The sequence below is a fragment of the Streptomyces odontomachi genome (assembly GCF_024435355.1).
Lineage (GTDB): Bacteria > Actinomycetota > Actinomycetes > Streptomycetales > Streptomycetaceae > Streptomyces > Streptomyces odontomachi.
This window is the reverse complement of record NZ_JAMJWG010000015.1, coordinates 269698-282060: the sequence shown is the minus strand read 5'-3', so window position 1 is coordinate 282060 and position 12363 is coordinate 269698. Positions and strand designations below refer to the sequence as shown.

Below are 12363 nucleotides of genomic sequence, written 5' to 3'. Positions count from 1 at the left end.
CAGGCCCACCCGCACTCGGCAACGCGCACCGGCACACGCCGCGCACATCAAAGCCCGTCCGGCAATTGAGGACGAGGCCGTCAAGGCCGACAAAGGCGGCCGCCCGGCGTCCGCGGTGGGAGGGCGGGCGCCGGGCGGGCGGAAGGGGCCGGGTGCCGGTCCGGGGGGGCTGAGGGGGCAGCGCCCCCGGGGGGGCTACCGGAGAGACGGCAAGGGCTACTTGCCGGCCTGGAGCGCCGCCCAGGACGCGGGCCCGACGATCCCGTCGGAGTCCAGGCCGCGCGAGGACTGGTAACTCTTCACGGCCGACGTGGTCGCCGGCCCGAACTGGCCGTCGATGTCCAGGGACGTGGACAGCGCCGCGATGAGGGCACGCTGGAGGCGGCTGACGGCGCTCCCGGTCGAACCGTTCTGGAGCGTCGGCGTGGAGCCGTACGACAGCAGCGCGGTCCAGGTGTGGGAGTCCACGGCGCCGTCGGCGGTCAGGCCGTGCTCCTGCTGGAACGCCTTGGTGGCCGCCACCGTCGCGTCGTCGAACGTGCCGCTCGGGTCGCCGCTGCCGGTGGCGTGCCCGGCGGTCTTCAGCAGGCACTGGGCGGCCGTGACCTGAGCGCCGGTCGAGCCCGACGACAGCTTCGAGTACGACGTGAAGTTCAGGTCCGCGACGGCGCAGGCGTCCGGCGGTGGCGGGGTGCCGGCGGCGACGTCGGCGTAGTCGCGGTCGATGTTGACGCTCGCGCCGCCGTAGGTCTCGGTCACCGGGCCGTGGTACTGGTGGATGCGCTGGTGGGAGGCCCAGACGCTGGCCGACGCGTACGAGCCGGTGTCGACGTCGGCCGCGTCGTTCCACCAGGCGAACCAGATGTGGTCGACCCGCGTGTAAGAGGTGTCGTTGTAGGCGTTCGCGAAGTCCTTGATGCCGGATCCGGCGCTGGAGTAGACGCCCGACAGGTAGCCGTGCGCGTGCAGTTGCTCCGTCCAGCCGGTGAGGAAGGACAGCACGGCGGCCCGGCAGCTGGCGGTGCTGGAGTAGCCCTCGATGTCGTTGTAGAGCACGCTGCCCGCCGGTATGCCCAGCGATGCGGCGACGGACGCGGAGTTCGCGGCGGCGTCCGAGCCCTGGCTGCGGGCGGTGGCCGGGTCGGAGGACATCTTGTACGAGAGGCTGGAGCACGGCGCCTGGCGGCCGACCTCGATGGGGATCAGGTGCCAGCCCTTGGACACCTGGGTGGACACCCAGGTCGCGGTGAGGTTCGGCTGCGAGCAGCCGCGGAAGCTGCCGCTGATGTAGACGCCGATCGCCCGGTATGGCGAGGCGCCCCAGGCGGTCATGGTCGACTGGGACGGGGCGGCGCACGCGTCGAAGCCCTTGCCGGTGTAGTCGCCCGGCTGCACCGGATTGGCGGACAGGGCCGGCGCGCGGGTGGCGGCGGGCTCGGGCAGCGCGGTGGGCGTGCCGCCGGGCCGCAGCGTCGCGGAGTGCAGGATGCCGCGCACCGACGCCTCGGTGTCGGGCATGACCTCGGCGGTGACCAGGACGCCCGCGTCCTCGACGGCGACCTGCATGGTGCCGTCCCGCGAGACGACCCCGGTCGGGGCGGCGGCGGAGCCCTCGGGGGCCTTGGCCACGTCCGCGGTCACGTGCGGCGCCGACCGGCCGTCGATGGGCTCGATCACCAGGCCGGCGGTGCGGCCGACGAGGCCGGACGGGCAGTCGGGGGTGGCCCCGGGGTGGCCCAGGTAGACGGCGGGGGTGTCGAAGCGCACGCAGGCGTCGGGGTGCCGGGTGAGGTCGACGACCTTCCAGTCGGCGGGCACCCGGACCTGGTAGCCGTGGTAGGTGACCGTGCGGGTGGTGTCGGGTGACGGTGCCGCGGTGGCCGTGGCGGAGCCGCCGATCAGGGCGCCCGTGGTGATCACGCCGCCCACCAGGGACGCCCATCTGCGTCGCAGTGGCATGGAGTTCTTCCCCCTTCCCGTGCGCCGTGCTCGCCGTCGGCCGCTGGTCGAACGCCGTCGTGAACACCGGCTTCTCATCGGCCCTTCCGGCCGCACTGGCCCCATCAGTACGTGATGCGCGTAGCGCGCCGGTTGCGTGACGGTTGCGCACCTCCCAGGGGGTGGGCCGGCCGGCGGTGCGTCAAAGGGCGCCCTTTTCGGTCACCCCGCGGCACCTCGATCCGCCCGGACCGGCGCCCGATGCACCTACCGCAAGCCGTGACGCCCCAGTAACGTGCGGTGCAACCGGTCGGGTGAACGGGGGCCGCTCGTCGAGGGAGCGATAGATGCGCTACCGGATCCTTGGCTCGCTGGACGTCTGGGACGGGCAGGCCTGGACCCGCGTGAGCGCCGCCAAGTGGCGTTCGCTGCTGGCCTTTCTGATCATCCACGCCGACCGTCTGGTGTCCGCGGACAGCCTCATCACGGAGCTGTGGGGCGAGCGCGTGCCGCCGTCCGCCGCCAAGTCGCTCCAGGTCTACGTGCACCGGCTGCGCCGCGCGCTGGGCACGTCGGCGCACCACCTGCACAGTGGGCCCGGCGGGTACGAGCTGGTGACGGAGCCGGGTGACGTCGACGCCGACCGCTTCAGCCGTCTCGCGGACGCCGGCCGCACGGCGCTGGCCGACCACCGGCCTGACGCGGCGGTCGAGTCGCTGACCGAGGCGCTGGCGCTGTGGCGCGGCCGGGCCCTGGCCGGGGTGCCGACGACGCCGGCCGTGCTGGCGGAGGCCGATCGGCTCGACGAGCGCCGGCTGGTCGCCTGGGAGGACCTCTCGCGTGCCAAGCTGGCCTGCGGGCGGCACCCGGAACTGGCGGCCGACCTGCGCCCGTTACTCGCGGAGCAGCCACTGCGCGAGCCCCTGTGGGTGATGCTGATGACGGCGCTGCACCGGTCGGGGCGCCGCTCGGACGCGCTCCACGCGTACGCCACGGCACGCCGCGCGCTGGCCGACGAACTCGGCGTCGAACCGGGCGGCGAGCTGCGCCGGCTGCACCGTCTGATCCTCGACGACGCCGAGCTGACCGACGCCGCCGCGGCCGGGCCCGCCCCCGCCGGCCCGGTCGGTGCGGCCGCGTCCGCCGGTGCCACGGCCGGTGGCCTGGTGCTCGCCCCGCTCGGCACCGGCGTCTCCCCGGCCGGCACCGGCGCCCCGTCCGACGCCACGCCCTCCGCCGCGGCACCCGGCGCACCGCCCGCCGCCCCGTGCCATCTGCCCACCGCTGTACCCGACTTCACCGGCCGCCGTGCACAGGTGGTCAAGGTCCTCGCCCTCCTCGGCGGCCCGGGCGCACCGGCCGCCCACGGCGCCGGGGCGGCGGACGGGGACGCGGGCGGCGCGGGGTCCCCGACGACCCGCACCGTCGCCGTGACCGGGAAGGCGGGGGTCGGCAAGAGCGCGTTCACGGTCCATGTGGCGCACCTGCTGCGCCCCGCGTTCCCGCACGGCCAGCTCTACGCGGATCTGCGGGCCGGCGGTGGCCGGTCGGCCGAGCCCGCCGAGGTGCTGGCGTCGCTGCTGCGGGAGCTGGGCCTGACGGGCGCCCAGATCCCCGACAGCGTCGAGGAACGGGCCCGCCGCTACCGCGCCGAACTCGCCGAGCGCCGCATGCTGGTGGTGCTCGACAACGCCACGTGCGAGCGGCAGATCCGGCCGCTGCTGCCCGGTGCGGGCGGCAGCGCGGTCCTGGTCAGCAGCCGCAGCGCGCTCGCCGGCATCGAGGGGGCGCACCGCGTGGGGCTCGATGTGCTGCCCGACGGCGAGGCGCTGGAGCTGCTCGCGCGCGCCACCGGCGACGACCGGACCCGCCGCGATCCGGCGTGCGCGCACCGCATCATCCGGCTCTGCGGCAATCTCCCGCTGGCGCTGCGCATCCTCGGCGCCCGGCTCGCCACCCGCCCGCACCTGTCCGCGAGCCGGCTGGCCGCGGCCCTCGTCGACGAGCGGCACCGGCTCGACGAGCTGGTCGCCGGCGACCTGGAGGTCAGGGCCAGCGTCTCGCTCAGCTACGAGGCGCTGGACGCCCGTGAGCAGCGGGCGTTCCGGCTGCTCGCCACGGTGGCGGCGCCGACCGTGCCGGGCTGGGTGGCCGGGGTACTGCTGGACTGCCCGCAGGGCGCCGGCGACCGGGTGATGGACACCCTGGTCGACCACCACCTGCTGGAGGTCGACTCCGTGGACGCCACCGGCGAGCCCCGCTTCCGGCTGCACGACCTGGTCCGGCTGTACGGCTGCGAGCAGGCCGACGCGCAGGAGCCGGCGGACGAGCGCCGGGCCGCGCTGGTCCGGCTCTGCGGCGCCTATCTCGACCTGGTCCGGCGGGCGGACGCGGAGCTGGACGCGGGGTTCCTGGGGCCGCTGCCCGATCCGGTGCCCGTGCCGGCCTGGCGACCGCCGGCCACGCTCGTCGCGCGGCTGCACGCCGCCCCGTCCAACTGGCTGGACGCGGAGCGCACCACGGTGTGCGCGCTGGTGCGGCAGGCCGCGGGCCTCGGTGAGCCCGGCATGGCCTGGCGGCTGGCCGCGGCGCTCGCCCCCTATTTCGAGATCGGCGGGCACTTCGACGACTGGCGGCACACCCACCGGATCGCGCTCGGGGCGGCCGGTGCGGCCGGCGACCGGCTCGGTGAGGCGGTGATGCACCGCAACCTCGGCGAGTTGGGCACCGTGCAGGATCGGTACGCCGATGCGGGTGCCTCGTTCGAGCAGGCGTTGCAGAGGTGCGCGGAACACCGCGGGGAGAACCCTTTCCGCACCGCCGAGCCGGCGGGGCACCCGGATGCCGCCGAGGTGCTGGAGGCGGTGATCGGCATCGGCCTGGGTGTCCTGCTGCGGTTGCGCGGCCGGTACGGCGAGGCCGTGGCCTGCCTGCGCCGCGGGGTCATCGGGGCCCAGGAGTCCGGGAACACCCGGGCCGAGGTGTATGCGCGCTCGGCGCTGGCCAGCGTGCACCTCGAACGCGGTGAGCCGGGTACCGCGCTGCGGGAGCTGCGGCACGCCCTGGAGGTCTACCGCCGCGCCCCGCACCGCAACAGCGAGTACGCGGTGCACCGCGTGCTGGGCCTTGCCGAACTCGCCGCCGGCCGGCTGCCGCAGGCGGCGCAGCGCATGGAGCTCGCCGAGCGGATGGCGCTCGCGCAGGGCGACCAGGTCGGCGCGGTGCACGCCCAGCAGTGGCTCGGCCACATCGTCGACGTGTCGGGGGACGCGTTGCGCGCCAAGCAGATGCTGGAGGAGTGCCTGGCGGCCTACCGCCGCTTCGGCGAACGGTTCGGCGAGGCGTTGACGCTGCGCGCCCTGGCCGATCTGCACCTGCACGCGGGACGGTTCGCGCTGGCCCTGGAGGCGGTCCGCTCGTCGCTGGCCATCTGGCGCCGGCTCGGCACGCCCTACTGGACCTCGCGCACCCTGGACCTGCTGGCGCAGGTGCACACCGCGATCAGCGGCGCCGACTCGGCCGTCGCGACACGGGCACGGGCCGAGGCGAGGGCGCTGCGCGGCGCGCTGGGCCTGCCCGGCGACCTGCACCCGGTCACGGTCGCCGGTCGCCAGCTCGGCGGCCATCTGTCGCTGCCGGACGCGCTGGCGGCCCGCCTTCCGGCGCTCACCACCCCGGCCCGCCCCGCCGGGGCTCCGTTGAGCCGCCATCCGGGCTGAGCCGAGGACTGCCGCCGGCCGGGCCCCCTCACTGCTCGCGGCCGACTCCTCTCTCCTCACCGACCGCCCGCCGCCGATAGGACGCCGGCCCAGGCTGCCTCCGGCCCTCAGGGGTCCGCGTCCGCCACCACGCGGCAGCCGCTGTCGCGGTTGGAACGGTCGCGGGTGGGAGCCGGAGGTGATCCGCCGCGCTGCCGCCGGCCGGGCCGACGGAGTCGTGGCGGTGCCGGCTCACGCGGGCTGCGTCTACCGCTCCTCCGTGACGCGCCGCCGACGCCGGTACAGGGCCACCACGACCACCGCCGCCACGACGCCCGCGGCTCCGGCGACCCACCAGACGGGCTTCCGGTAGGCCGGGGCGGGTGATGCGTCGAGGGGGATGACGGCGGTGTCGTTGCCGGGGGTGCGGTCGAAGGGGTTGTAGGTGCGGATGGTGCCCTGCGCGCCGGGGACCTGCCGGTCGATGCGGATGTGGAAGTCGATGACGGTCGTGCCCCCTTCGTGCCGCACCTCGTAGAAGTCGTCGTAGCCGATGTCGCAGACGAACGCCCCGCCGGCCTTCTTGGGCCGCTTGCACGCCCATGGGCCGCCGTCTTCCTCGAAGGTGTACGGGATCGAGGTGACGGTGGTCCCCTCCGGTGGGACCACCTCGAAGCCGCCCATCGCCTCGGAGGCTTCGGGCCGGCCGGGCCCGTGGTCGCGCACCCCGAGCCGTACGTGCACCGTGTCGCCGACCCGGCCCCGCACGGTCGCCGTCACCGGCGCGTAGTCGACCTGCACGGTCGTCTCGACGCTGATGTTGCCGTTGATGCCGGTGAGGCCGCGGTCGGTGGTCCTGGTCAGGGTCAGCGGGGCGCCCTTGCCGCGCACGGTGCGGCCGTCGGGCTCCTGCGGGTCGGACGACCAGCTGTAGGACAGGGTGCCCGTCAGCTTCCCGGGCGCCGCCGTGTAGCGGATCGGGGCGCTGGTGCGGTACGCGGTGCCCGGTGCGGCCTGCGTCGCGAACGTGCACCACGCCGAGGTGAACGTGGCGTCGAACGCGCAGTTGCCGGGGCGCGACGTCAGCAGCAGACCGTCCTGCGCGGTGATGTGCAGGACGACGCCGTGCTCGGTGGCGAACCGGCTGTGGTTGGCGAACCTGGGGGTCAACGACTCGGACCTGCCCGGCTCCACCCCTTTCACCGCCTTCTCCGCCGCGGGCGATTGCAGCGTGGGCCCGCCCACCGTCATGCGGGTGGTGCCGTGCACCGGTGCCGCGTTGTCCGCCGTGACGGTGTACGTCACCGTCCCGCTGTCGCCCGGCTCGACGCCGTCCATGCCGTGCAGCGTGAAGGGGGCGTTGGACTCCCCGTCGCCGTTCTGCACATTGCCGTACGTGCAGGTGAACACCGGTCCCTTGGCGGTGCAGTTCCCGTAACCCCCCGGCTCCGCACGGGCGACGCCCGCCAGCCCCGAGGTGTCCACGACGACCTTGACGTTGCGGGCCGGGCCGCCGTTGCTCCGCCTGACCGCGACGGGTATGACGAAGTCGCTGTTCGTGGCCTTCGCACCCTCGTCCGCGTGGTACATCCGGAACGTCGCCGGGGCCTGCGGACGCAGCTCGACCTCGCCGGAGCCGGCCGCCGCCGCGGGCACCGAAGCCATGGCGAGCACGGCGGCGAGAGATGTCGCCAGGGCGGCCGGGCGTCTGGTGAGCCGTATCCGTCGGAGCATGCGGGCACTATGCCAGGGGGCGTGCACGGCGCGGCGGTCGACCGCGGGTCCCCACCCGTCCGAGGGCCGGCGTCAGTCCCCGTCCGGCAGCAGCGGGCGCATGAACGTGCGCTCGTAGCGCAGCACGCAGCCGCTCTCGTCGCGGATCCGGTCCGCCTCGATGAACGCGGGGTCCTTGCCGAACAGGGACCGGTAGCGCTCGTACGCCGCGAGGCTGGGGAAGCTGAACAGCGCCATGGCGGCGTCGCTGGCCCCCTCGGCAGGCAGGAAGTAGCCGTGGTGCACGCCGCCCTCCCGCGCCACCAGCTCCATCCAGCGCCGGCCGAAGCGCTCGAACGCCTCCGTCTTCGACGGGTCGATGACGTAGTGGACGACACAGGTGATCACGCACTCCACCGTAGGCGACGTGACCGCCCTTCGGACACGCACGGGGCGCGGGCGCGCAAACACCCGCAAGACGGTGGAAAGGTGTCTAATGATCAGGTGAGTTCCCTCTCCCGACGTGACGTCCTGCGGTCCGCGGGCGGCGCCGTGACCCGTGCGGCGGGCGGTGCGGTGGCCGGTGCGGCGTGCTGCGCCGGTTGCGGCCACGGCGCGCCCGCCTCCCCCGCCGAACCGCTCGCCTCGGCGGCGACGTCCCCGGCCGGTCGGGGCTCCGCTCCCGGCACGCCCGCCGCCTCCGCCGGGCGGCAGCCGGGGCGCCCCGAGGTGCCGCGACGCTACCCGGGGCGCCCCACCCAGATCGAGCACGGGCCGCGTGACGGGCACGCGGTGGCCCTCACCTTCCATGGCCAGGGCGATCCGAAGCTCGCCGGCGCGATCCTGTCCGAGGCCGAACGCGCCGGCGCACGGCTCACCGTCCTCGCCGTCGGGACCTGGCTCGACGCGTACCCGGAGATGGCCCGGCGGGTCCTGGACGGCGGTCATGAACTGGGCAACCACACCATGCGGCACCGCGCCGTCTGCGCACTGCCCGAGGACCAGGCGTACGCGGAGATCACCGAGTGCGCCGACCGGCTGCGCCGGCTGACCGGAGGCATCGGCGGCTGGTTCCGGCCGTCGCAGACCCGCCTCGCCACGGACCTGGTGACCCGGCTGGCCGAGCGCGCCGGCTATCCGCACGTGCTGTCCTACGACGTCGACTCCCATGACTTCGAGGACCCGGGCGCCGACGCGGTGCGCGGCGCGGTCCTCGACCGGGCACGGGCCGGCTCGGTGGTCAGCCTGCACTTCGGCCACGCCGGGACCCGGGCCGCGCTGCCCGGGATCCTGGACGGCCTGCGCGTGCGGGGCCTGCGTGCGGTGACGGCGTCGGAGCTGATGGGCTGAGGCCCGCGGTGGCCGCACGGTACGCGCGAGCAACGGCCGCCGCCCCCGGATCCCCCCGGTCCCGGGTGACGGCGGCCGTGTCGTGCGGCGGCCGGGCCGCTCGGACGGGGCTCAGCCCCGCAGCGGACCACGGCTGCACGACGAGCGGGCCACGGACGTCAGCAGGGGCCCTCGTCCTGCCAGGCACCCCACTCGCCGGTACTGCCCGGCGCCTCGCCCTGCGACCACCACTTGGCCTTCCAGAGGTGCCCCTGGTAGGTGACCTCCTGGCCGCCGGTGTACGCGACGGTGCTGTCCCACGCCGCGGCGGTGCAGGTGCCGCTGCCGGGCGGGTCGGTGGGCGGATCGGTGGGCGGGGTGGCGCCGGCGAACTCCACGGAGAACTTGGCGAAGTCCCAGGAGTTCTGCGTCACGCTGCTGCACGTGCCCGAGGTGCGGCCGCCGTTGTCGGGCGGGTTGCACTGGCGGTCCCGGTTGAGCGACCAGAACGTGAACCGGTCCATGCCGTGCGAGGTGGCGTAGTCGAGCACCGTGCGGAACGCGCTCTGCGGGAACATCTCGCCGGTGTCGCTGCGGCCGTTCATGCCCGAGAAGCCCTCGTGCGCGTAGGCGGTGGCCTGGCTCCAGCCGAAGGTGGTCTGGAGCAGGCCGTTGAAGGCGGTGAGCGCAGCGGTCTGCGCGGAGGCGTCGTTGAAGCCGCCGTCGAACGGCATGATGGAGAAGTTGTTCGGCGTGAAGCCCTGCGCCTTGGCCTCGTTCAGCATCTGCTGGCCGAACCAGCCGGTGCCCGCCGACGTGCCCGCCGTGGTGACGGAGACGTACAGGCCTGAGTTGTTCTGCTGGAGGATCTTGGCGGCGCCGATCTCGTTGTGGATCGCCGCGGTGTTCTCGTACTCCGGCTCCTCCAGGTCGAAGTCGATGGCGTGCAGCCCGTACTTGGTGATGACCTGCTGGTAGGCCGCGGCGGTGGCCTCGGGGGTGCCGCACGCCTGGCCGAGCTTGGTGCCGTTGTAGCCGCCGATGGAGATGGAGACGTCACCGCCCTTGGCGCGGATGGCGTCGATCACCCCGGCCACTGCGGTGTCGCCGGCGACGGGTGCGGTGCCGTCCCAGGTCGGGGTGCACCCGCCGCCGCCGGGCGCGAGGATGAAGGCGAGCTGGAACGCCTTGAGGCCGGTGGCGTCCATGATGGCGGTGGCGTCGGGCGGATCGTTGTCGAGCGGCATCAGATACGGCGCCGCGGCGTACCAGCGGTTGGCGAGCTGGTCCGCCGCGGCCTGCGCGCCGGTCGCCTGCGTGGCGGCCAGGCCGGTGAGCCCGGCGGTGGCCAGCGCGGCGGTGCCGATACCGCAGAGGAGGGCACGAAGGCGTCTCATGTCGAGGCCTCCCGGAGGGGTGTAAGGGGGCATCAGCATCCGGCCATGTCTAGACCAAGTCAAGAGTCTGGACTAGACCATTGCGATTCCTTGGCCCGACGGCCCGACGGCCCGACGACCCGACGGCTCGACGCCCGAAACCCTCAGCCCAGGCCGAGCGTCCCGATGGCCTGCTCGGCCATCCTGGTCTCGCCGAGCGCGTTCGGGTGGACCGGGACGAAGTTGGTGCCGGTCAGTACGGGTTCGATCCAGCGGGTGCCGCTCGCCTGGCATCCGTCGTGCCCCTCGGACGCGCTCGAGAAGTCGACGTAGCCGGAACCGGTCTCCTCGGCGGCGCGCCGGACGGCGTCGTTCAGATGGGTCTGGAGGTCACGCAGGTACGGCACGTCACCGGAGGCGATCGGCATCTTGAGGAAGCAGCCGGGGTCGGCGGTGGGCGGCAGGATCCAGGGGTAGCCGAGGGCGGCGACGCGGGCGTTCGGCGCCTTGGCGTGGACGGCCTGGAGGGCGGACTTCACCGCGGGGTACGTACTGGTGTCGACCGTGTCGGTGAAGGAGCTGCCGTACAGGCTCTTGCACGGGTGGCCCTGCCCGGCGGTGACGATGCCGGCCGAGGCGCAGGCCAGCAGCGCGTCGACGAAGGTGCCGCTGTCGTTGCCGCCGATGGTCAGCGTCACCAGGTCGGTGTCGGCGCCGAGCGCGTCGAGTTGCGGCGCGACGCCCGGGTACTGCGCCTCACCGAAGTCCTTGGTCTCGGCGCCGCCGCAGGTCACGTCGGTGAGGTGCGCGCCGGTACGGGTGGCGAGCACATGCGGGTAGTCCGCCGTGGAGCGCGCGCACAGGAGCGATGCCGTCGGATCGAGGGGCAGGACGCCGGAGCCCGCGCTGTAGCTGTCCCCGAGGGCCACGTACTCCAGGGAATCGGCGGCCTGCACCGCCGGGGCGGCGGCCAGACCGGCGGCGGTGACGATCGCGGCGGCCAGACCCGCGGTGAGAGCACGCATCGACATCTGCATCTCCTTCGAAGCCGAACGCGGGCCACCCGGGCGGACACCCAGGGCAGCAGCGCGGCAACGCGGCAGCGCCGGCCTGAAGTTACTTATAAGTAGATTGCAGAGCAACGGTTTGCGCAGGAACGGTGACGTGACACCCCGTCAGAGTTCCGCAACGCAGCGTCGCATCCGGAACGCCTGCGCGGCGCATCGCCCTCAGCCGTCTCCGGGCGGCTCGAGCGGCGCCGAAGGTGCTACCTCTCCAGGCCGGCCGCCTCCCGCCGCGTCCCCTCCGCCACCTGCACGAACAGTGCGCTGATCACCTCGGCGGACGGTGTCGGCCGGGACTCCCGGAGCCGGGTCAGCAGGATGCGGCGGGCCGGGGCCGTGGGGCCCAGGCCGACGGTGACCACGTCATCGCGCAGGGTGGCCAGTGCGAGCCGGGGGGCGAGCGCGATACCGAGGCCGACGGCGGCCATGGCCTGCGCCTCCTGGTAGTCGTGGGCGCGGTAGGCGATGCGCGGCTCGAAACCGGCGGCGTGGCAGCTGCGGTCGAGCAGCTCGGCGACCGGGTGGTCGGCCCGGACGATCCAGTGCTCCTCGGCCAGCTCCTCGAAGGAGACGTGCCGGCGCCCGGCGAGCGGGTGGTGGGCGGCGACCACCAGCGCGGTCTGGTCGTCCAGCAGGTGCGTCACGGCGAGCACGGAGTCGTCCAGCCGGCGCCACGGGTAGTCCCACATGAGGGACAGCTCGATCTCATGGCTCTCCAGCAGCTCCATCAGACCCGCGTTGCGCGCGCTCTGCACGGTCAGCTCGATGTGCGGGTGCTCGGCCCGGAAGGCCCGCACCACATGCGGGAGCAGGGACGCGGCGATGGTGGGGAAGGTGCCCATGCGCAGGGTGCCGCCGCGCAGGCCGGCGATGTCGTCCAGGGAGCGGCGGGCGGCGCGCAGCTGCCGGTCGATGCGCTCGGCGTGCTCGACCAGGGCGCGCCCTGCCTCGGTGAGCGTGACCCCGCGGGCGTGCCGGGCCAGCAGCGGCTGGCCGGTCTCCGCCTCCAGGCGGCTGATCTGCTGGGACACCGCGGAAGGCGTGTAGCTGAGGGCGTCGGCGGCGGCGGTCAGGGAGCCCCGTCGCGCCACCTCGGCCAGCAGCAGCATGCGCCGTACGTCGAACGTCATCGCCCTTCCCGATCTCCTCGGCGGAGGCCTCAGCAGAGCCCTCGGCAGCAGCTCGGGCCAGGCGACCCGGGCAGAGGCTTAAGCAGAACTAAAAGGCCCTTCAGATATTGCCGAT

Annotated in this window: 8 protein-coding genes; 2 read left to right on the top strand and 6 right to left on the bottom strand. The window is 74.2% G+C overall.

The features are described 5' to 3' along the window. Positions 1 to 216: 216 nt before the first annotated feature. The gene (locus NQO67_RS28525; RefSeq protein WP_255953154.1) at positions 217 to 1959 is read right to left on the bottom strand and encodes a glycoside hydrolase domain-containing protein; all 1743 of its coding nucleotides are present in this window, start codon (positions 1957 to 1959) and stop codon (positions 217 to 219) included. Positions 1960 to 2285: 326 nt separating this feature from the next. Between NQO67_RS28525 and NQO67_RS28520 the strand changes: the two genes are divergently transcribed. Further along, positions 2286 to 5657 (top strand): AfsR/SARP family transcriptional regulator, encoded by a 3372-nt coding sequence (locus NQO67_RS28520; protein WP_255953153.1) that lies wholly within the window; start codon positions 2286 to 2288, stop codon positions 5655 to 5657. Positions 5658 to 5903: 246 nt separating this feature from the next. Here the strand turns inward: NQO67_RS28520 and NQO67_RS28515 are convergent, their stop codons facing one another. Further along, a complete protein-coding gene (locus tag NQO67_RS28515; protein ID WP_255953152.1) occupies positions 5904 to 7370 on the bottom strand; it encodes a hypothetical protein in 1467 nt (488 codons plus the stop codon). A 72-nt stretch (positions 7371 to 7442) separates the two neighbouring features. Continuing rightward, the gene (locus NQO67_RS28510) at positions 7443 to 7757 is read right to left on the bottom strand and encodes an NIPSNAP family protein (protein ID WP_255953151.1); all 315 of its coding nucleotides are present in this window, start codon (positions 7755 to 7757) and stop codon (positions 7443 to 7445) included. A 96-nt stretch (positions 7758 to 7853) separates the two neighbouring features. On the opposite strand from NQO67_RS28510, the gene NQO67_RS28505 reads away from it, so the two are divergent. Beyond that, positions 7854 to 8699 carry a polysaccharide deacetylase family protein gene (locus tag NQO67_RS28505; RefSeq protein ID WP_255953150.1) on the top strand — a complete coding sequence of 282 codons (846 nt, stop codon included), beginning with the start codon at positions 7854 to 7856 and terminating at the stop codon, positions 8697 to 8699. A gap of 158 nt (positions 8700 to 8857) precedes the next feature. Here NQO67_RS28505 and NQO67_RS28500 read toward each other — a convergent pair whose 3' ends face one another. The 3 genes from NQO67_RS28500 to NQO67_RS28490 all read right to left on the bottom strand — a co-directional run bounded on the left by NQO67_RS28500 (position 8858) and on the right by NQO67_RS28490 (position 12248). Continuing rightward, positions 8858 to 10075, bottom strand: a complete 1218-nt coding sequence (locus NQO67_RS28500) for a carbohydrate-binding protein (protein WP_255953149.1) — start codon at positions 10073 to 10075, stop codon at positions 8858 to 8860. A gap of 143 nt (positions 10076 to 10218) precedes the next feature. Beyond that, the gene (locus NQO67_RS28495; protein WP_374119179.1) at positions 10219 to 11085 is read right to left on the bottom strand and encodes an SGNH/GDSL hydrolase family protein; all 867 of its coding nucleotides are present in this window, start codon (positions 11083 to 11085) and stop codon (positions 10219 to 10221) included. 236 nt (positions 11086 to 11321) lie between these two features. Further along, positions 11322 to 12248 (bottom strand): LysR family transcriptional regulator, encoded by a 927-nt coding sequence (locus NQO67_RS28490; RefSeq protein ID WP_255953148.1) that lies wholly within the window; start codon positions 12246 to 12248, stop codon positions 11322 to 11324. Positions 12249 to 12363: the final 115 nt, after the last annotated feature.

Excerpts from the sequence above, each read along its gene's own strand:
- NQO67_RS28500 (WP_255953149.1), bottom strand. The coding sequence starts at position 10,075 with ATGAGACGCCTTCGTGCCCTCCTCTGCGGTATCGGCACCGCCGCGCTG.
- NQO67_RS28525 (WP_255953154.1), bottom strand. The coding sequence starts at position 1,959 with ATGCCACTGCGACGCAGATGGGCGTCCCTGGTGGGCGGCGTGATCACC.
- NQO67_RS28515 (WP_255953152.1), bottom strand. The coding sequence starts at position 7,370 with ATGCTCCGACGGATACGGCTCACCAGACGCCCGGCCGCCCTGGCGACA.
- NQO67_RS28490 (WP_255953148.1), bottom strand. The coding sequence starts at position 12,248 with ATGACGTTCGACGTACGGCGCATGCTGCTGCTGGCCGAGGTGGCGCGA.
- NQO67_RS28495 (WP_374119179.1), bottom strand. The coding sequence starts at position 11,085 with ATGTCGATGCGTGCTCTCACCGCGGGTCTGGCCGCCGCGATCGTCACC.
- NQO67_RS28520 (WP_255953153.1), top strand. The coding sequence starts at position 2,286 with ATGCGCTACCGGATCCTTGGCTCGCTGGACGTCTGGGACGGGCAGGCC.